This window comes from Variovorax davisae (assembly GCF_030316845.1).
Taxonomy (GTDB): domain Bacteria; phylum Pseudomonadota; class Gammaproteobacteria; order Burkholderiales; family Burkholderiaceae_C; genus Variovorax; species Variovorax davisae.
The window spans coordinates 14,766-34,065 of record NZ_JASZYS010000009.1; the positions used below are offsets into that span (position 1 = coordinate 14,766).

Annotated in this window: 19 protein-coding genes; 13 read left to right on the top strand and 6 right to left on the bottom strand. The window is 70.5% G+C overall.

The features are described 5' to 3' along the window. Nucleotides 1-31: 31 nt before the first annotated feature. Together QTI33_RS20500 and aroQ are read right to left on the bottom strand one after the other, a co-directional pair. A complete protein-coding gene (locus QTI33_RS20500) occupies nucleotides 32-1,144 on the bottom strand; it encodes a mandelate racemase/muconate lactonizing enzyme family protein (RefSeq protein WP_286508112.1) in 1,113 nt (370 codons plus the stop codon). Next, a complete protein-coding gene (gene aroQ / locus QTI33_RS20505; protein WP_286508113.1) occupies nucleotides 1,141-1,596 on the bottom strand; it encodes a type II 3-dehydroquinate dehydratase in 456 nt (151 codons plus the stop codon). Before aroQ ends, QTI33_RS20500 begins: the two co-directional genes overlap by 4 nt. Before the next feature lie 95 nt (nucleotides 1,597-1,691). Between aroQ and QTI33_RS20510 the strand changes: the two genes are divergently transcribed. Genes QTI33_RS20510 through QTI33_RS20540 form a run of 7 tightly spaced genes read left to right on the top strand, consistent with a single transcriptional unit; the run spans nucleotide 1,692 to nucleotide 7,528 of the window. Continuing rightward, nucleotides 1,692-2,141 (top strand): RbsD/FucU family protein, encoded by a 450-nt coding sequence (locus QTI33_RS20510; RefSeq protein WP_286508114.1) that lies wholly within the window; start codon nucleotides 1,692-1,694, stop codon nucleotides 2,139-2,141. Further along, complete coding sequence (locus tag QTI33_RS20515; protein WP_444814868.1) at nucleotides 2,141-3,148, top strand: aldo/keto reductase; 1,008 nt, start codon at nucleotides 2,141-2,143, stop codon at nucleotides 3,146-3,148. Before QTI33_RS20510 ends, QTI33_RS20515 begins: the two co-directional genes overlap by 1 nt. Nucleotides 3,149-3,153: 5 nt before the next feature. Continuing rightward, nucleotides 3,154-3,990, top strand: a complete 837-nt coding sequence (locus tag QTI33_RS20520) for an amidohydrolase family protein (protein ID WP_286508362.1) — start codon at nucleotides 3,154-3,156, stop codon at nucleotides 3,988-3,990. A gap of 45 nt (nucleotides 3,991-4,035) precedes the next feature. Beyond that, on the top strand, nucleotides 4,036-5,142 hold the full coding sequence (locus QTI33_RS20525) for an S-(hydroxymethyl)glutathione dehydrogenase/class III alcohol dehydrogenase (protein ID WP_286508116.1): 1,107 nt from the start codon (nucleotides 4,036-4,038) through the stop codon (nucleotides 5,140-5,142). 10 nt (nucleotides 5,143-5,152) lie between these two features. Continuing rightward, a complete protein-coding gene (locus QTI33_RS20530; protein ID WP_286508117.1) occupies nucleotides 5,153-6,064 on the top strand; it encodes an alpha/beta fold hydrolase in 912 nt (303 codons plus the stop codon). Next, nucleotides 6,061-6,927, top strand: a complete 867-nt coding sequence (gene fghA, locus QTI33_RS20535; protein ID WP_286508118.1) for an S-formylglutathione hydrolase — start codon at nucleotides 6,061-6,063, stop codon at nucleotides 6,925-6,927. Before QTI33_RS20530 ends, fghA begins: the two co-directional genes overlap by 4 nt. Before the next feature lie 4 nt (nucleotides 6,928-6,931). Beyond that, nucleotides 6,932-7,528, top strand: a complete 597-nt coding sequence (locus QTI33_RS20540) for a 3'-5' exonuclease (protein ID WP_286508119.1) — start codon at nucleotides 6,932-6,934, stop codon at nucleotides 7,526-7,528. A gap of 1 nt (nucleotide 7,529) precedes the next feature. Here the strand turns inward: QTI33_RS20540 and QTI33_RS20545 are convergent, their stop codons facing one another. Further along, nucleotides 7,530-8,048, bottom strand: coding sequence for a gluconokinase (locus tag QTI33_RS20545; protein ID WP_286508120.1), 519 nt, complete (start codon nucleotides 8,046-8,048; stop codon nucleotides 7,530-7,532). 61 nt (nucleotides 8,049-8,109) lie between these two features. Between QTI33_RS20545 and QTI33_RS20550 the strand changes: the two genes are divergently transcribed. The 3 genes from QTI33_RS20550 to QTI33_RS20560 are packed head-to-tail and all read left to right on the top strand — an operon-like array spanning nucleotide 8,110 to nucleotide 14,031. Next, nucleotides 8,110-11,319 carry an efflux RND transporter permease subunit gene (locus QTI33_RS20550; protein WP_286508121.1) on the top strand — a complete coding sequence of 1,070 codons (3,210 nt, stop codon included), beginning with the start codon at nucleotides 8,110-8,112 and terminating at the stop codon, nucleotides 11,317-11,319. A gap of 4 nt (nucleotides 11,320-11,323) precedes the next feature. Beyond that, a complete protein-coding gene (locus tag QTI33_RS20555) occupies nucleotides 11,324-12,541 on the top strand; it encodes an efflux RND transporter periplasmic adaptor subunit (protein ID WP_286508122.1) in 1,218 nt (405 codons plus the stop codon). Next, nucleotides 12,538-14,031 (top strand): efflux transporter outer membrane subunit, encoded by a 1,494-nt coding sequence (locus tag QTI33_RS20560; protein WP_286508123.1) that lies wholly within the window; start codon nucleotides 12,538-12,540, stop codon nucleotides 14,029-14,031. Before QTI33_RS20555 ends, QTI33_RS20560 begins: the two co-directional genes overlap by 4 nt. Here QTI33_RS20560 and QTI33_RS20565 read toward each other — a convergent pair. Beyond that, nucleotides 13,982-15,076 (bottom strand): PA0069 family radical SAM protein, encoded by a 1,095-nt coding sequence (locus tag QTI33_RS20565; RefSeq protein ID WP_286508124.1) that lies wholly within the window; start codon nucleotides 15,074-15,076, stop codon nucleotides 13,982-13,984. The two genes, QTI33_RS20560 and QTI33_RS20565, sit on opposite strands and share 50 nt — an antisense overlap. Before the next feature lie 173 nt (nucleotides 15,077-15,249). Here QTI33_RS20565 and QTI33_RS20570 point away from each other — a divergent pair, with 173 nt between their 5' ends. Both QTI33_RS20570 and QTI33_RS20575 read left to right on the top strand, forming a co-directional pair. Beyond that, a complete protein-coding gene (locus QTI33_RS20570; RefSeq protein ID WP_286508125.1) occupies nucleotides 15,250-16,080 on the top strand; it encodes an AP2 domain-containing protein in 831 nt (276 codons plus the stop codon). Then, nucleotides 16,019-16,375: a DOPA 4,5-dioxygenase family protein gene (locus QTI33_RS20575; protein WP_286508126.1), complete on the top strand. Its 357-nt coding sequence runs from the start codon at nucleotides 16,019-16,021 to the stop codon at nucleotides 16,373-16,375. The genes QTI33_RS20570 and QTI33_RS20575 overlap by 62 nt, the downstream gene beginning before the upstream one ends. Nucleotides 16,376-16,389: 14 nt before the next feature. Here QTI33_RS20575 and QTI33_RS20580 read toward each other — a convergent pair whose 3' ends face one another. Then, entirely contained in the window at nucleotides 16,390-17,046 is a 657-nt protein-coding gene (locus QTI33_RS20580) for a glutathione S-transferase (protein WP_286508127.1), read from the bottom strand. 101 nt (nucleotides 17,047-17,147) lie between these two features. On the opposite strand from QTI33_RS20580, the gene QTI33_RS20585 reads away from it, so the two are divergent. After that, nucleotides 17,148-18,365: a polyhydroxyalkanoate depolymerase gene (locus QTI33_RS20585; protein WP_286508128.1), complete on the top strand. Its 1,218-nt coding sequence runs from the start codon at nucleotides 17,148-17,150 to the stop codon at nucleotides 18,363-18,365. On the opposite strand, the gene QTI33_RS20590 is transcribed toward QTI33_RS20585, so the two are convergent. Next, complete coding sequence (locus QTI33_RS20590) at nucleotides 18,362-19,270, bottom strand: LysR family transcriptional regulator (RefSeq protein ID WP_286508129.1); 909 nt, start codon at nucleotides 19,268-19,270, stop codon at nucleotides 18,362-18,364. The two genes, QTI33_RS20585 and QTI33_RS20590, sit on opposite strands and share 4 nt — an antisense overlap. Nucleotides 19,271-19,300: the final 30 nt, after the last annotated feature.

The window sequence follows — 19,300 nt, forward strand, 5'->3', positions numbered from 1 at the left end:
CGCACTGCGGTGCGAGCGGCCGGGCGGGGGCTCATGCGGCGGGCCTGCGGAACGCCTGCCAGGCGGCCGTGGTCGGCGTGGTGCCCGCGCCGGGCTGCTGCGGCAGGCGGAAGTGGCCGTCGACGACCTCGGCCGGCTCGGTGAAGCAGTCCTTGATCCAGGGGATGTACTCGAGCACCTCGCAGGCCGGGTGCGCGTAGCTCAGGTGCACGTGAACCTGGCTCATGTCGCCCGCATGCGGCGCGACCGGCAGGCGGAAGGCATGAGCCGCCTCGCAGACCTGCAGCACCTCCGTGAGGCCGCCCATGCGCGTGACATCGGGCTGGACCCAGTGGATCGCCTGCTGTGCGAAGAACTCCGAGAACGCATCGGAGGTGTAGAGCTGCTCGCCGAGCGCGACCGGAATGCGGGTGGCGCGGGCCAGCGCCGCGTGGCCCTTGACATCGTCGTACCACAAGGGCTCCTCGAACCAGAGCAGGTCGAAGGGCTCGGCGCCGCGGCAAAAGCGCAGGCAGGTGGCCAGATCCCACTTGCCGTTGCCGTCGATCGCCAGCGTGACGGACGGCCCGATGGCTTCGCGCACGGCCTCGATGCGACGCAGGTCGCGGTCCACGCTCGAGCCGACCTTGATCTTGATACCCGTGAAACCGTCGTCGACAGCGCGCCGGGCGCCGACGACCAGTTGCTCATCGCCGATGCTGAGCCAGCCGATGTCGGTGTTGTAGGCCCGGACCCTGGGCCTGACCTGGCCGCCGAGCAGCTTCCACAGCGGCACGCCGGCGGCCTTGGCCTTGAGGTCCCAGAGCGCGAGGTCGATCGCCGCCAGCGACAGCGTGGTGATGCCGGCACGGCCGATCCATTGCAGCGCGGGGTTGCGCGCCAGTTTCTGCCAGAGGCGACGCACCTCACCCGCGTCCTCGCCGAGCAGGAGCGGGGCATGGCAGGTGGCAATGCAGCGCGTGATCAACTGGTCGCCCGCCAGATCGGCATGGGTGCCGGTGAAGCCATGGCCGACCAGACCGTCCTCGGTCTCGATCCGCGCGCCGACCACGCCCCAGTGCGTCAGGGTGTGCGTGCTGTCGGCGATCTGGCTGCCGGTGACCGGCACGTGGAGGATGAAAGGTTCGACCGAGACGATCTTCATCTGGCGTCGCTCACGCGCACCAGCGCCTCGATCGCCAGCGGGTAGCCCTTGACGCCGAAGCCGACGATGATCCCGCGCGCCGCCGGCGAGATGTAGGAGTGATGGCGGAACTCCTCGCGCGCATGCACGTTGGAGATGTGCAGTTCGACCAGCGGCAGGCTGGCGCCCTTGATGGCGTCGTGCAGCGCGATCGAGGTGTGGGTGTAGGCGCCGGGGTTCATCACCACGCCCAGCATCCGGCCGGCGGCGACTTCGCGCCCGGCCTCGTGGATCCAATCGATCAGGAAACCTTCGTGGTTCGACTGGCGGCATTCGATTTCGACGCCGAGCCTGGTGCCAGCCTCCTGGCACATGCGCTCGACGTCGGCCAGCGTCTCGTGGCCGTACTGCGCCGGTTCGCGCGTGCCTAGCAGGTTGAGGTTGGGGCCATTCAGGACAAGAATCTTTTTCATGGCTCGCTTTGTAGCAGGTGCGGCACTGCATTTTCGGCCCGGCCGGCGGATCGGGCAAACTGGGCCCCCTGGACGGATCGCACGAGACGCACATCATGCTCAAGACGCTCGACCCCCTGCTCGGCCCCGAACTGCTGCACGCGCTGGCATCGATGGGGCACGGCGACGAGATCGCCATCGTCGACGCCAACTTCCCGGCCGCGGCCTGCGCGCGCCGGCTGCTGCGGATCGACGGCGCGTCGGCGACCCGGGTGGCGCAGGCGGTGCTGAGCCTGCTGCCGCTCGACGACTTCGTCGCTGCGCCGCTGGTCACCATGGAGGTCGTCGACAAACCCGACGAGGTGCCCGGCATCGTGGGCGAATTCCGCCAGGCGGCCGCCGATGCCGAAGGCCGCCCCGTGGCCGCCAGCGCGCTGCCGCGCGAAGCCTTCTACACCCGGGCGCGCGAGGCCTTCGCGGTCGTGCAATCCGGCGAGACCCGCCTGTACGGCAACCTGCTGCTGCGCAAGGGCGTGCTGCGCCCGCCGCCGGGCGCCGGCCCATGATGGACACCGTCGTCGATCGGCTGTGCAGCCCGCTCGGCAGCGCCGGCCTCGGCCTGGGCGGCGCGCCGCTGGGCAACCTGTATGCGCCGCTGTCCGACGAGGCGGCCGAACAGACGCTCGAGGCCGCCTGGCGGCTCGGGCTGCGCTATTTCGACACCGCGCCGCTCTACGGCCACGGGCTGAGCGAGCAGCGCCTGGGCCGCTTCCTGCGCACCCGGCCGCGCGACGCGTTCGTGCTCTCGACCAAGGTCGGACGGCTGCTGCAGGCCGATCCGCAGGCGCCGCCCGAGCGCGACGGCTACCACGGGGGCCTGCCGTTCGCACCGCGCTTCGACTACAGCCACGACGGCGCCCTGCGCTCGATCGAGGACAGCCTGCAGCGGCTGGGCCTGGCGCGCATCGACATCGCGCTCATCCACGACATCGACCGCCACACGCATGGCGACGCCCAGCCGCGCCGCCTGCGCGAAGCCATGGACGGCGCCTACCGCGCGCTGCGCCGCCTGCGCGACGAGGGCGTGGTCGGCGCCATCGGCGTCGGCGTCAACGAATGGCAGGCCTGCCGCGACGCCCTGGCGCGGGGCGACTTCGACTGCCTGATGCTGGCCGGCCGCTACACGCTGCTCGACGCCTCGGCGGCCGGCTTGCTGCCGCTGTGCATCGAGCGGAAGGTCAAGCTGATCCTGGCCGGCGTCTTCAACTCGGGCATCCTCGCCGGCGGCGCGGCCGCGGATGCGCGCTTCGACTACGCGCCGGCCACGGCCGCGGTACGCGCCCGGGTCGAGCGCCTGGCCCAGGCCTGCGCCGCCTTCGGCGTCTCGCTGCCCGCGGCCGCCCTGCAGTTCGCCCTGGCGTGCCCGTGCGCGGCCGCCGTGGTGGTCGGCGCGCGCAGCGCCGACGAGGTGGCGCAGGCCGTGGCGCGCCGCGCCGAGCCGATCCCGACAGCGCTGTGGGCCTCGCTGGCCGGCCAGGGCCTGCTCGATCCCGCGCTGGTTCCCGGACCATGAAACCGCTGCGCATCGACGCCCACCAGCACTACTGGTCGCCGGCCCACGGCGACTACGGCTGGCTGGCCGATACCCCCGCCCTGCACGCCATCTACCGCGACTTCGGGCCGTCCGACCTGGCGCCGCTGCTGGACGGGGCCGGCATCGACGGCACGGTGCTGGTCCAGGCGGCGCCGAGCGAGGCGGAGACCTGGCGGCTGCTGGCGCTCGCCGCCGACCCGGCCAGCCGTGTGCGCGCCGTGGTCGGCTGGACCGCGCTGGCCGCCCCCGACGCCCCCGCGCGCATCCGCCGGCTCGCGCAGCAGCCGCTGCTCAGAGGACTGCGGCCGATGCTGCAGGACCTGCCGGACCCCGAGTGGATGCTCGGCGACGCCCTGCGCCCGGCCTTGGCGTCGATGAGCGAACAGGGGCTGGTCCTGGACCTGCTCATCCGGCCGCACCAGATCGATGCCGCGCGCCGGCTCGCGCTGCGCCATCCGGGCCTCGCGATGGTGGTGGACCATGCCGCCAAGCCCGCCATCGCGGCCGGCGGCTTCGCGCCCTGGGCCGGCCACATGGCAAGGCTGGCAGCCGAGACGCGGGTTCACTGCAAGCTGTCCGGACTGGCCACGGAAGCCGGCCCCGCCTGGCAGGTCGACACGCTGCGGCCCTATGTCGCCCACCTGCTGCACCATTTCGGGCCGACCCGGATGATGTGGGGCAGCGACTGGCCGGTGCTGAACCTCGCGGGCGACTACGGGCACTGGCAGGCCGCCTGCGACGAATTGCTGGACAGCCTGCCGGCCCCGGAGCGGGCCGGTGTATGGGGCACGAACGCGGCCCGGTTCTATGGCATAAAGTGAGCGACGCGCCGGGATTCCCCGGCGCCTTTTTACTTTCTGCACGCCATGAAAACCAAAGCCGCCGTCGCCTGGAAAGCCGCCGCCCCCCTGACCATCGAAACCGTCGACCTCGAAGGGCCGAAATTCGGCGAAGTGCTGGTCGAGATCAAGGCCACGGGCATCTGCCACACCGACTACTACACCCTCTCGGGCGCCGATCCCGAGGGCATCTTTCCCGCCATCCTGGGCCACGAGGGCGCGGGCATCGTGGTCGACGTCGGCCCCGGCGTGACCACGCTCAAGAAGGGCGACCACGTCATCCCGCTCTACACGCCCGAATGCCGCCAGTGCAAGTTCTGCCTGAGCCGCAAGACCAACCTGTGCCAGCTGATCCGCGGCACCCAGGGCAAGGGCCTGATGCCGGATGCCACCAGCCGCTTCAGCCTCGACGGCAAGCCGATCTTCCACTACATGGGCACGTCGACCTTCAGCAACTACACGGTGGCGCCGGAGATTTCGCTGGCCAAGATCCGCGAGGACGCGCCCTTCGACAAGGTCTGCTACATCGGCTGCGGCGTGACCACCGGCATCGGCGCCGTGATCTTCACGGCCAAGGTGGAAGCCGGCGCCAACGTGGTGGTGTTCGGCCTCGGCGGCATCGGCCTCAACGTGATCCAGGGCGCCAAGATGGTGGGCGCCGACAAGATCATCGGCGTCGACCTGAACCCGGCGCGCGAGGCGATGGCGCGCAAGTTCGGCATGACGCACTTCATCAACCCGAAGGACACGCCGAACGTGGTCGATGCCATCGTGCAGCTCACCGACGGCGGCGCCGACTACAGCTTCGAGTGCATCGGCAACACGCAGGTGATGCGCCAGGCGCTCGAGTGCACGCACAAGGGCTGGGGCCGCAGCATCATCATCGGCGTGGCCGAGGCCGGCGCCGAGATCAGCACCCGCCCATTCCAGCTCGTCACCGGCCGCAAATGGGAAGGCTCGGCCTTCGGCGGCGCGCGCGGGCGCACCGACGTGCCGAAGATCGTCGACTGGTACATGGAGAACAAGATCAACATCGACGACCTGATCACCCACACCATGCCGCTGGAGGACATCAACAAGGGCTTCGACCTGATGAAGCGCGGCGAGTCGATCCGCGGCGTCGTCCTCTACTGAGCGAAAAGCCATGATCCGCATGGCGCCGCTGCGCACGGTCCGGGCCGGCGTGCTCGAGATCGCGTACTTCGAGGCCGGGCCCGCCGACGGGCCGCCGGTGCTGCTGATGCACGGCTTCCCGTACGACATCCACAGCTACGCCGAGGTGGCGCCGATGCTGGCCGCCGCGGGCTGCAGGGTGATCGTGCCCTACCTGCGCGGCTACGGCGCCACGCACTTCCTCGACGACGCCACGCCGCGCTCGGGCGAGCAGGCCGCGCTCGGCGCCGACCTGCTGGCGCTGCTCGACGCGCTGGCGATCCCGCGCGCGCTGCTGGCCGGCTACGACTGGGGCGGGCGCGCCGCCTGCGTGGTGGCGGCGCTCTGGCCCGAACGCTGCGCCGGGCTGGTTTCGTTCAACAGCTACAACATCCAGGACATCGCGAAGGCGATGCGCCCGGAGCCGGCCGAGAACGAGCACCGGCTCTGGTACCAGTACTACTTCCATAGCGAACGCGGCCGGGCCGGGCTGGCCGCCGACCGGCGCGGCCTCACGCGCCTGCTCTGGCGGCTCTGGTCACCGACCTGGTCCTTCGACGAAGCCACCTTCGAGCGCAGCGCGGCCGCCTTCGACCACCCCGATTTCGTCGAGGTGGTGATCCAGTCGTACCGCCATCGCTTCGGCCTCGTGCCCGGCGATCCGGCCTATGCCGCCATCGAGGCACGGCTCGCCGCACAGCCACCGATCTCCGTCCCCGCCATCACCTTCGACGGCGCCGACGACGGCGTGCGGCCGGTGAGCGACGCTTCGGCCCACGCCCACCGCTTCACCGGCCCGCGCTCGCACCGCATCGTGCCCGGCGTCGGCCACAACATGCCGCAGGAAGTGCCGCGCGTGTTCGCCGACGCGGTGCTCGAACTCCTCTCCGCATCGAATCCATGACCGACAGCCCCAAGACCCTTTCCGAACACCGCTGCTTCGGCGGCACGCTGAGCTTCCTCGAACACGACGCGCGCACGATCGGGCTGCCGATGCGCTTCTCGGTCTTCCTTCCGCCGCAGGCCGAACACGGGCCGGTGCCGGCCGTGGTGTACCTCGCGGGCCTGACCTGCAACGAGGAGACCTTCATGGTCAAGGCCGGCGCCCAGCGGCTGGCAGCCGAACTCGGCCTGGCCCTGATCGCACCCGACACCAGCCCGCGCGGCCCGGCGGCCGAGGCGATCGAAGGCGCGACCGCGAGCTGGGATTTCGGCGTCGGCGCCGGCTTCTACCTCGACGCCACCGAGGCGCCGTGGGCCCGCCACTGGCGCATGGAAAGCTGGATCGTCGACGAGCTGCTGCCGCTGGTGGCGCGCCACCTCCCGATCGACGGCGACCGCATCGGGATCTTCGGCCATTCGATGGGCGGCCACGGTGCCCTGACGCTGGCACTGCGCCATCCGGGCCGCTTCCGGTCGCTGTCGGCGCTGGCGCCGATCTGCGCGCCCACCCGGTGCCCGTGGGGCGAGAAGGCCTTCAGCGGCTACCTCGGCGCCGACCGCGCCCGCTGGCTGGCACACGATGCCAGCGCACTGATGCAGGCGCAGGCGACGGCGTCCTACCCGCAAGGGATCCTGATCGACCAGGGGCTGGCCGACAAGTTCCTCGCCGACCAGCTGCACCCGCAGCACTTCGAGGCTGCCTGCGCCCAGGCCGGCCAGCCGCTCACGCTGCGCCGCCACGCCGGCTACGACCACGGCTACTACTTCATCCAGAGCTTCGTGGCCGACCATCTGGCGCACCACGGCCGTGCGCTGCGGGGCTGAGCAGATGTCGCCGCCGCCGCTGCCCGAACGCGAGGACATCGCCCTGCTCGAACCCTTCGAGGGCCTGGGACTGAAGGACATCCGGGTGGTGGCCAGCGCCGAAGACGCGGCCGACGCCGCCGCGGCCCTGCGCGCCAGCGGGGTGGTCGGCTTCGACACCGAATCGAAGCCGACCTTCGCCAAGAACGAAGTCTCGGGCGGGCCGCACGTGGTCCAGTTCGCCACCCGCGAGCAGGCCTGGCTGTTCCAGCTGCACCGCAGCGAATTCCATGACACGCTGGCGACGCTGCTCGGCGACGCCGGCCTGACCAAGGCCGGCTTCGGGCTGTCGAGCGACCTGAGCCTGATCCGCCAGCGCTTCGGCGTCGAGCCGCAGGGCGTGCTCGACCTCGACAGCGAGTTCCGCCGCCGCGGCTACCGGCGCTCGGTCGGGGTCAAGACCGCCGTCGCGCTGGTGTTCAAGCGCCGCTTCGTCAAGTCGCGCAAGGCCACGACCTCGAACTGGGCCAACCGGCAGCTGACCGAGGCCCAGCTGCGCTACGCGGCCAACGACGCCTACGCCGCGATCCGCGTGTTCGACGCATTGGGCCTGCGCGCCTGATTCAAGGCTCCGCCCACCACGCCCGCACCTGCGCCACCAGTTCCGGCAGCGGCGCCGTGGCGTCGACCGCCAGCACGCCCGGCTCGCCGACCGGCGACTCCAGCGTGGCGAACTGGTTGGCGACCAGGCTGGCCGGGAACATGTGGGCGCCGGCGCGCGACGCCACCCGGCGCTCGGCCTCCGCCGGGGTCAGGGCCAGGAAGACGAAGCGCAGTCCGGGCGCGGCCGCGCGCAGCCGCTCGCGGTAGTCGCGCTTCAGGGCCGAGCAGGTCAGCACCGCGCCTTCGGGCCGGCGCGCCAGCTCGGCGCCGAGGGTCGCGAGCCAGCCGGCACGGTCGGCATCCGTGAGCGCGACCCCGGCGCGCATCTTGCTGACGCTCTCGGCCGAGTGGAAGTCGTCGCCTTCGATCAGCGGCAGCCCGGCTTCGCGCGCGAGTGCCGCGCCGAGGCTGGACTTGCCGCAACCGGAGACGCCCATCACGACGGTCGATATCTGTTTGGGAACGTAAAGCTTAGGCATTCACTCCATTGTGTGTCCATCTCTACTTATGATGGCGGCCTTCCTTCAGAAGTAACAAGTCGTGTCCATGGTACAGCTCGCCCTGCGTCGTCCGTACACCTTCATCGTGATGGCGATGCTGATCGTGCTGGCCACGCCTTTCGTGCTGCTGCGGATGGCGACCGACATCTTTCCGGAAATCAACATTCCGGTGATCAGCATCATCTGGAACTACGGCGGCCTGCCGGCGCAGGAGATGGGCCAGCGCATCGCCGGCCAGACCGAGCGCAGCCTGACCACGACGGTCAGCGACATCGAGCACATCGAGTCGCAGTCGCTGGCCGGCGTGACGGTGATCAAGGTCTTCTTCCAGCCGACCGCCAACATCGAGACCGCCATCGCCCAGGTCGTGGCCTCGATGCAGACCCAGGTGCGGCAGCTGCCGCCGGGCATCACGCCGCCGCTGGTGATCAAGTATTCGGCCTCCAGCATCCCGGTGATCCAGCTCGCGCTGTCGAGTCCGAGCCGGCCGGAGAACGCCCTGTTCGATGCCGCCGTCAACCAGCTGCGGCCCCAGCTCATCACGATCCCGGGCGTGGCCGTGCCCTTCCCCTACGGCGGCAAGAACCGGCTGATCTCGGTCGACCTCGACACCCAGGCGCTGCAGGCGCGCGGCCTGTCGCCGGCCGACGTGGTGAACGCGGTCAATGCGCAGAACCTGATCCTGCCTTCGGGCACGGCCAAGTTCGGCGCCACCGAATACAGCGTGCGCCTGAACGGCTCGCCCGAGGTGCTGGCCGGCCTCAACGACCTGCCGGTGCGCACCGCGGCCGGCGCCACCACCTACCTGCGCGACGTCGCCAACGTGCGCGACGGCTTCTCGCCGCAGACCAACGTGGTGCGCCAGGACGGCGTGCGCGGCGTGCTGCTGTCGGTGCTCAAGAACGGCGGCGCCTCGACGCTCGACATCGTCGCCAACCTGCGCGCCCTGCTGCCGGTGGCGGCCCAGGGCATGCCGGCGGACATCAAGGTCACGCCGCTGTTCGACCAGTCGGTGTTCGTCAAGGCGGCGGTGCAGGGCGTGGTGGCCGAAGCCGTGATCGCCGCCGCGCTGACCGCCGCCATGGTGCTGCGGTTCCTCGGCAACTGGCGCAGCACGCTGATCATCGCGCTGACCATCCCGCTGTCGATCCTGGCCTCGATCCTGGTGCTCTACGCGCTCGGCCAGACGCTCAACCTGATGACGCTGGGCGGCCTCGCGCTCTCGGTCGGCATCCTGGTCGACCAGGCGATCGTGACCATCGAGAACATCGAGCGCCACCTGCACATGGGCACCGAGCTGAACCAGGCGATCCTGGTCGGCGCCGGCGAGATCGGCCCGGCCGCCTTCGTCTCGACCTTGTGCATCTGCATCGTCTTCGTGCCGATGTTCTTCCTCTCGGGCGTGGCCAAGTTCCTGTTCGTGCCGCTGGCGATGGCGGTGGTGTTCGCGATGCTGGCCTCGTACCTGCTGTCGCGCACGCTGGTGCCGACCCTGGTGATGCTGCTGATGGGCAAGCAGGCCCACGCCCCCGCCGACGGCGGCAAGGCGAGCCTGCTGCAGCGCGTCTACCGCAGCTTCGACCGCCGCTTCGAGCGCGTGCGGCGCGCCTACACGCTGGTGCTGTCGGCGCTGCTGGCGCGGCGCGGCCGCTTCATCGTGCTGTTCCTGGGCTTCTGCCTGCTGTCCTGCCTGCTGTACCCGGTGCTGGGGCGCGACTTCTTCCCGAGCGTGGATGCCGGCCAGATCCGGCTGCACATGCGCGCGCCGACCGGCACCCGCATCGAGGAGACTGCGCGCCTGGCCGACGAGGTCGAGGCGGCGATCCGCGAGCTGGTGCCGAAGGACCAGCTCGAGACCATCCTCGACAACCTGGGCGTGCCCAACAGCGGCATCAACCTGTCGTACAGCAACGCCGGCACCATCGGCACGCTCGACGGCGAGATCCTGCTGTCGCTGCGCGACGGCCACCGGCCGACCGAGGAATTCGTCTCGCTGCTGCGCGCCGAACTGCCCAAGCGCTTCCCCGGCACCGAGTTCTTCTTCCAGCCGGCCGACATCGTCACGCAGATCCTCAACTTCGGGCTGCCGGCCGCGATCGACGTCCAGTTCAGCGGCAACGACGTCGCCGGCAACGCGGCCCGCGCGGCCGAGCTGGTGAAGGCGATCCGCAAGATCCCCGGCGCGGTCGACGCCCACGTCCACCAGCGGCTCGACGGCCCGGGCCTCAACCTGCAGATGGACCGCAGCCGCCTGCAGCAGTTCGGCCTGACGGCGCAGAACGTCGGCCAGAACGTGCTGATCGCGCTGTCGGGCAGCTCGCAGACCCAGCCCGCCTTCTGGCTCAACCCGCAGAACGGCGTGGTCTACAACATCGCGGTCCAGACGCCGCAGTACGCGGTCGACTCGCTCGACTCGCTGCTCAACCTGCCGGTCGGCGGCGGCGGCGCGGCCGGCAGCGCACCGCCGCAGCTGCTGGGCAACCTGGTGGAAGCGCAGCAGGGGCGGCAGCCGGCCGTGGTCTCGCGCTACAACATCCAGCCGGTGGTCGACGTCTATGTCAGCGTGCAGGGCACCGACCTGGCGAGCGTGGCGACGAAGGTGCAGGCGCTGGTCGACGAGATGCGGCCCCGGCTCGCGCGCGGCAGCCAGGTGGCGGTGCGCGGCCAGGTCCAGACCATGCAGTCGTCGTTCATCGGGCTCGGGGTCGGGCTGGCGATGGCGATCGTGCTGGTCTACCTGCTGATCGTGGTCACCTTCCAGTCCTGGCTCGACGCCGCGATCATCATCACCGCCCTGCCCGCGGCACTGGCCGGCATCGCCTGGATGCTGTTCATCACCGGCACCACGCTCAGCGTGCCGGCGCTGACCGGGGCCATCATGACCATGGGCGTGGCGACCGCCAACAGCATCCTGCTGGTGGCCTTCGCGCGCGAGCGCCTGGCCGCCGGCATCCCGCCGCTGTCGGCCGCGCTGGAAGCGGGCGCCACCCGGATCCGGCCGGTGCTGATGACCGCGCTCGCGATGATCATCGGCATGATCCCGATGGCGCTGGGCCTGGGCGAAGGCGCCGAGCAGAATGCCCCGCTGGGCCGGGCCGTGATCGGCGGCCTGCTGTTCGCGACGGTCTCGACGCTGTTCTTCGTGCCGGCCGTCTATGCCGAGATCCACAGCCGCCGGGCCCACCGCCTGGCGGCCCGCGACGCGGCCGCCGCACCTCATTCGCTCGGGGCCGCGCCCCAGGAGACCTGAATCCATGACCGACCAACGCCATGCGGCCTTGGGCATCCACCCGATTTCCGCCGACGAAGACGGCGGCCACGACAACCTGCCCCGCCGGCGCCAGATCGTGCGAAGCACCCGCATCGCGGTGCTGGTCGTGCTGGCGCTGCTGGCGATCGGCGCCGCGCGCACCGTCTATGTCCGCGTGGCCAACGCCCGCGCCCTGGAAGCCGGCACCGCCGAGCGCGCCACCCAGTACGTGAAGACCGCCCTGCCCCAGACCGCGGGCAGCGGCCAGACGCTGGCGCTGCCGGGCACGCTGCAGGGCTTCACGCAGTCGCCGATCTCGGCGCGCGCCAGCGGCTATCTGAAACGCTGGACCCGGGACATCGGCAGCCGGGTCGAGAAGGGCGAGCTGCTGGCCGAGATCGAGACGCCCGAGATCGACCAGCAGCTGTCGCAGGCCGTCGCGGCGCGCCAGCAGGCGGCCGCCGCGCTCGAACTGGCGAAGAGCACCGTCGCGCGCTGGGAGGGCCTGCGCAAGAAGGACGTGGTCTCGCAGCAGGACCTCGACGAGCGCCGCGGCGCCCTGGCCCAGGCCAGCGCCAACCTGGCGGCGGCCGATGCCAACGTGCAGCGGCTGCGCCAGACCGAGGGCTTCAAGCGCGTGCTGGCGCCTTTCGCCGGCGTGATCACGCGGCGCAACGTCGACGTCGGCGACCTGATCGACGCCGGCGCCGGCAACGGCGGGCGGGCGCTGTTCCAGCTCGCCCAGACCGATCCGCTGCGGGTCTACATCAACGTGCCGCAGGCCTACGCCCAGCTGGTGAAGGAAGGCCAGCCGGTGGTCATCACCCAGTCCGAACTGCGCGGCCAGAGCTTCAAGGGCCAGGTGGCGCGGACCTCGGGCGCGATCGATTCGACCACCCGCATGATGCAGGTCGAGGTCGCGCTGCCGAACAAGGAAGGCGTCCTGCTGCCCGGCGCCTACGTGCAGGTCTCGCTGCCGCTGACGCCCAGCCGCGCGCTCAGCATTCCCGCCAATGCGCTGCTGTTCCGGGCCGAAGGCACGCGGGTCGCGGTGGTCGACGCGGAGGGCAAGGTGCGGCTGCGCGGCATCAGCATCGGGCGCAACTACGGCGACACGGTGGAAGTGATCGACGGCCTCTCGGGCAGCGACAGGCTGGTGCTGAACCCCTCGGACTCGCTGGCCGAAGGCGACCTGGTCACGGTCGCGAAGGAGCCGGCGTGAGTCTTCGCCGGCTCTCGTCGGTGGCGGCCGCCGCCGTGCTGCTGGCCGGCTGCGTCGCCGGGCCCGACTACCGCAAGCCGGAGGTCGAGGTGCCGGTCAGCTGGCAGCTGGAAAAGCCCTGGCGCCAGGCTTCGCCGGGCGATGCCGAGGCCAAGGGTCCGTGGTGGCGGCGCTTCGACGACCCGACGCTCGACGCCCTGCAGGAGAAGGCACTGGCCAACAGCCCGACGCTCGACCTGGCGAGCGCCCGGCTGGCGCAGGCGCGGGCGACGCTGGCGGGCGCCGAATCGGGCCGCTCGCCGCAGCTGGGTCTGGGTTCGCGCGCTTCGCGGCTCAAGATCTCGGCCAACCGGCCGCTCACCAACTACGCCACCAACAACTTCTCGACGGTCCAGAACGACTTCGCGCTGACCCTGGTCGCCAGCTACGAACTCGACCTGGCGGGCCGGGTGCAGCGCTCGGTCGAGGGCGCGACCGCCTCGGCGGCGCAATCGGCCGCCGACCTCGAGAACACCCGGCTGCTGCTGACCGCCGACCTGGCCTCGGCCTATTTCAACCTGCGCGCCACCGACCTGGAGCTCGACGTGGTCGCGCGCTCGATCGAGGTCCAGCGCCGGGCCCTGCAGTTCGTGACCGACCGCCACGAAGGCGGCGCGGTGTCGGGCCTCGACGTGGCGCAGCAGCAGGCGCTGCTCGACAACACGCTGACCCAGGTCGACCTGCTCAAGCGGCTGCGCTCGCAGTTCGAGCATGCGATCGCGACCCTGACCGGCACGCCGGCGCCTAACTTCGCGCTGGCGCCCGACGTCCAGCCGCTGCGGCCGCCGCCGATCCCGCTGGGCGTGCCGTCGAACGCGCTCGAGCGCCGGCCCGACGTCGCCGCCGCCGAGCGCGCGATGGCCGCGGCCAATGCGCAGATCGGCGTCGCCACCGCGGCCTTCTACCCGAGCGTGAACCTGCTGCCCACGGCCGGCCTCGACAGCCGCAGCCTGTCGACCCTGTTCGATGCCCAGAGCGTGCTGTGGTCGATCGGCGTCTCGGCGACCCAGACCATCTTCGACGGCGGCCGGATCCGGGCCAACGTCGACTTCACCAAGGCCGGCTACGACGCCACCGTCGCCAGCTACCGCCGCGTGGTGCTGACCGCGATGCAGGAGGCCGAGGACGGCATCACCGGCCTGGCTTCGCTGGAGCGCGCCGCGGCCCAGTCGCAGGCGGCGGTGGCCAGCGCGCGCCGGGTGCTCGACATGTCGGCCAGCCGCTACGAAGGCGGCGCCACCACCTTCCTCGACGTCATCACGGCCCAGCAGGCGCTGTTGAACATCGAGCGCCAGGCGGCCCAGCTGGCCGGGCAGCGCATGCTGGGCTCGGTGTTCCTCGTCAAGGCGCTGGGCGGCGACTGGTGCGGCGTCGAACCGCGCGGGGCCGGCGGCGGAGGCGCTAGAACAGACTGCCCTGCCCCGCTGCGCCAGGTGGTCGGAACGCGCTGAGGTCGAGCCCGATGCGCTGGCGGTTGAAGCCGATGCGCTGGGTCGCCTTCTCGAAGCGCTGGCGGATCAGGTCGGCCCACAGGCCGCTGCCCTTCATGCGGGTCGCGAAGTCGGCGTCGTAGTCCTTGCCGCCGCGCATCTCGCGGATGCGCGCCATGATGCGGTCGGCCCGCTGCGGGTAGTGCAGCTCGAGCCACTGCTTGAACAGCGGCGCGACCTCCCAGGGCAGGCGGACCACGGTGTAGAAGGCGCAGCGCGCGCCGGCCTCCCAGGCGGCTTCGAGCACCTGCTCCATGTCTTCGGTGACGAAGGGAATCTGCGGCGCCACGCTGACGCCCACGGGCACGCCGGCGTCGGCCAGCGTGCGCAGGGTGCGCAGCCGCCGGTGCGGCGCGGCAGCGCGCGGCTCGAGCTTGCGCGCGAGCTCGCCGTCGAGCGTGGTGATCGTGACGTAGACCGCGGCCAGCCGGTCGGCCGCCATCGGCGCGATCAGGTCGAGGTCGCGCTCGACCGCGCTGGATTTGGTGACCAGGCCGAAGGGGTGGCGCGCTTCCTTCAGCACTTCGATCACCGAGCGGGTGAGCCGCAGCTCGCGTTCGATCGGCTGGTAGCAGTCGGTCGCGGTGCCGATCGCGATCTGGCTCGGCCGGTAGGCCTTGCGGCCGAGTTCGGCGCGCAGCACCTCGGCGATATTGCGCTTGGCGATCAGCTTGGTCTCGAAGTCCAGGCCGGGTGACAGGTTGAGGTAGCTGTGGGTGGGCCGCGCGAAGCAGTAGATGCAGCCGTGCTCGCAGCCGCGGTAGGGATTGAGGGAGCGGTCGAAGGGAATGTCGGGCGAGTCGTTCTCGCTCAGCACCGTTTTCACGTCTTCGAAGCGGACCTCGGTCTGCAGCGGCTGCAGGCCCTCGGCTTCGGCCTCGCCCTCTTCCAGCGTGCCCCAGCCGTCGTCGAAGGCGTCGCGCACGTCGCGCTCGAAGCGATGCGGCAGGCGCGTCGCGGCGCCGCGGCCCTTGAGGGCGTGGACGGGGATGAAGCTGTCGCCCATGACGCCTCCAGATACTGTATGAAATAACAGTATTTCACGTTTCACGCACGGGCGCAGCAACGAACTGCAACGACCCGGGAAGTTTCTCCGAAGTCGAACAGCACCGGCCCACAGACGACCCACGGGCCTCCTTCCGAAGATCGCACGCACCAAAATTTCGGGAGAGAGGCCGCATGCGGTCGATGTATGGAATCACGCGCGGCAGCGGCGGCTGGAAGGTTGAGCTCAAACGCAACGGCACCACGCTGTTCAAGCGCTTCATCTTCAAGATGCATCAGGGCGAGGCGCCGGCGCTGGCGAGGGCCCAGGCCTGGCGCGACCAGATGGTCCGGCAGCATCCGCCGGTGCCGCGGCGCCAGCGGGCCGACATCCTGCGCCGCAACAACACCACGGGCATTCCGGGCGTGAGCTGCCGCACCGACGCCGAGGGCGAGCCGAGGTACTGGATCGTGCAGACCTACATCGGCCCGGGCACGATGCTGCGCAAGTGCTTCAGCGTCGGGCGCTACGGGCCGGAGGCCAGGCAGCGGGCCATCGCCGAACGCGAGGAACACCTGCGGCTGATGGCCGGGCTGGCACGGGTGCATCCGCATGAACTCCTGCTGCGGGCGGCCCCGCCACGGCCCTTGCCCGCCAACTGCCCGGCGCCGGTGGCGGCCCAGGAACTGGTCCGAAGCACCAACAGGAGCGGGATTCCCGGGGTCTTCCATCGGCGGGCCGGTGCGGCCGACCCCGGCCGCTGGGTGGCGGCGACGCGATCGAAGGAGGGGCTGTCGCTGCAGCAATCCTTCTCGGTCGGAAAATACGGCGAGGCACAGGCCAAGGCGCTGGCGGTGGCGGCCCGGCAGGCGCAGCTGCGGCGCTGCGCGGCCGATCCGGGCCCGGGCTTGCTTGACGCCGTCGAGCCCCCAGCTAAGCTGCACGCTTCACCGGTCATTCCCGATGCCCCGCCGCCCCGAAAACCTCTACCCCCAGTACCACGCCCATCTCTACTTCGGGCCTGAGACCGTCGCCCAGGCACGCCGGATCGCCGAGCAGGCAGGGCGCGAATTGCTGGTGGTGGTCGGGCGCGTGCACGAAAAACTCGTCGGCCCGCATCCGCACTGGAGCTGCCAGATCGCCTTCGATGCCGCCGAGTTCGACGAGGTGATCGCCTGGCTGGAGGCCCACCGCGAAGGGCTCGACGTCTTCGTGCACGGCCTCACCGGCGACGACTACCAGGACCACACGGCACATGCGATGTGGCTCGGCAACGAGTCGCCGCTCGATCTGCGCATGTTCAGCCGCCCGGCCGGCTGACGCGCGGTCGCCCCTCAGAACTCCGCGTCCAGCTCGTCGATCTCCTCCGGCTCCTGCTTCGCCGCCTTGATCCACTCCTGCATCGCCGGCAGTTCGATGATCCGTTTGCAGTAGCCGGCGCAAACCGTGTCCAGTCGCACGTCGTAGGTCATGAAGCGGGTCACGACCGGCGCATACATCGCATCTGCGATGCAGGGCTGCTTGCCGAACAGGTACGGGCCACCGTAGGCCTTCAGGCATTCGCGCCAGATCGCGACCACGCGGTCGATGTCGGCCTGCGCGCGCGACCAGATCTTGAAGTTGGGGAACCTGGCCTTGACGTTCATCGGCAGCGAGCTGCGCATCGCGCTGAAGCCCGAATGCATCTCGCCGCAGATCGCCCGGCAATGGGCCCGGGCCTTGGCATCGGCCGGCAGCAGGCCGGCCTTGGGCTTGATCTCGTGGAGGTATTCGCCGATCGCCAGCGTGTCCCAGACCTTGATGCCGGCATGCTCGAGCGACGGCACCAGCATCGACGACGAGAGCAGCAGCATCTCGGCCTTCATCGCCGGGTCGTCGGGCGGGATCACCTTTTCGCTGAAATCCAGGCCCGCGAGCCGGCACATCAACCAGCCGCGCAACGACCAGGCGCCGTAGTTCTTGCTGCTGATGGTGAGAACGGGTTTGGCCATGGAGACTCCTGGGCTGCCGGATCGGCTCTGCACCAGTGCAAGCCCTGTGCCAGAACAGTGCACCGCCGCGCCTTGGCCCGCAACTTGCCTGCAGCCTCCCCATGCTGTACCGGGCCTACCAAACTCACACCGACCTGCTCTCGCCGTCCCGGCTCGCAGCCCAGTACCTCGGCAGCAGCGTGTGGAAGTCCCAAGCGGATCGCAGCGCCGCTCGCCGCATCGCTGCGGCGATGGATGTCTACGCCCACCTGCGGCTGACCCACACGCGGCCCGACTACGGCATCGAGAGCGTGCTGTCCGAAGGGCAGGAAGCCGCGGTCACCGAAGAAGTCGCGCTGGTCGCGCCCTTCGGCACCCTGCTGCACTTCCGCAAGGACACCAAGGCGGTGCAGCCGAAGGTGCTGCTGGCCGCACCACTGTCGGGCCATTTCGCGACCCTGCTGCGTGAAACGGTGCGAACCCTGCTGCGCGACCACGACGTCTACCTGACCGACTGGCACAACGCGCGCGACGTGCCGCTGTGGAACGGCGCCTTCGGCCTCGACGACTACACGCTGCAGATCGTGGGCTTCCTCGAGGCGATCGGACCCGGCGCCCACATGGTGGCGGTCTGCCAGCCCTGCGTCGCGGCGCTGGCGGCGACCGCGCTGATGGCCGAGGACGACAACGCCGCCGCGCCGCTGAGCCTGACCCTCATGGCCGGTCCGGTCGATTGCCGCATCAATCCGACCGCCGTGAACAAGCTGGCGACCGATCGCCCGATCGGCTGGTTCGAGCGCAACCTGATCAGCCGGGTGCCATGGCCGCATGCCGGGATGATGCGGCGCGTGTACCCGGGCTTCCTGCAGCTCAGCGCCTTCATGAGCATGAATCCCGACCGGCACAAGGAACAGTTCAAGAAGCTCTATCACCACCTGGTCGAAGGCGAGCTGGAGCAGGCGGCCACGATCCGCAACTTCTACGACGAATACCTGGCGGTCAACGACCTGCCGGCCGAGTTCTACCTGGAAACCGTCGAGCGGGTGTTTCAAACCTACGACCTGCCGCGCGGCGAACTCACGGTCGGCGAGCGCAAGGTGAACCCCGTCGCCATCCGCCGGACCGCGCTGATGACGGTCGAAGGCGAGCGCGACGACATCTGCGCGGTCGGCCAGACCGTTGCGGCGCAGGACCTGTGCACCAGCGTGCGCCCCTACCTCAAGACCCACCACCTGCAGGCCGGCGTCGGCCACTACGGCGTCTTCAGCGGCAGCAAGTGGAACACGCAGATCTATCCGCGCGTGCGGGAGATGATCCACACGGCGCAGGAATTGCACTAAGGCAGCAGGGCCTGCCGCAGGTGGGCGATCAGCGCCTGCGACGCGACGTTGCGCATCGGCCCGGGCAGGTAGACGAGCACGATCCGGCGCTCGACGTCGGGCCGGGTCAGCGGCAGCACCACCAGTTCATCGTCGCGCAGCGAGGAGGTGTAGAGCCTCGGCATCAGCCCGAGTGCCAGTCCGCCGCGCACCAGGGCGTAGAGCGTCTCCGAATAGCCCACCCGGTAGGGCTCCGAGCCCTGCGCGAACTGGGCCCGGGCCGGATCCCCCAGCGCCGGCATGCTGCCGCTCTCGAACAGCACCAGGCGCTCGCCGCCGATCGCCTCCCAGTCGGTGCCGCCGGCGGCGGCCAGCGGGTGGTCGCGCCGCACCACCAGCACCAGCGGATCGCGGAACAGGTCGACGCAGGCCAGCCCGCCCGGCGGTTCGGTGATGGCGGCCACGGCGAGGTCGAGCTGGCCGCTGCGCACTTCGGCCAGCAGCACGTTCGATGGCGCGTCGCGCCAGGCGAACTCGATGCCGTGCGGCGCGCCGCCGCCGACGAAGGCTGCCACCGCCGCCGCGACCCGGGCGCTGGCCGACGGGATCACGCCGATGCGCACGAAGGCGCGGCCGCGCTGCACCGTGCTCTCGATGTCGCGCAGCGCCACCTCGAAGGTGTTGACCAGGTAGTCGGTGCGGGCCAGCACCTCGGCGCCGACCGGCGTCAGCGCCAGCCGATGGGTCGAGCGGGTCAGCAGTTCGGCGCCGAGCAGCTTCTCCATCTGCTTGATCGCATTGCTGAGCGCCGGCTGGGTGATCGACAGGCGGCGCGCGGCACGGCCGAACTGGCCTTCCTCCACCAGCACCGAGAAGCACTGGAGCTGGCGCAAGGTGAGCGCACGCAATGGCAAGGTGGAAGCCATGGACCTTGGATATAGATTCAGTGAATGAAA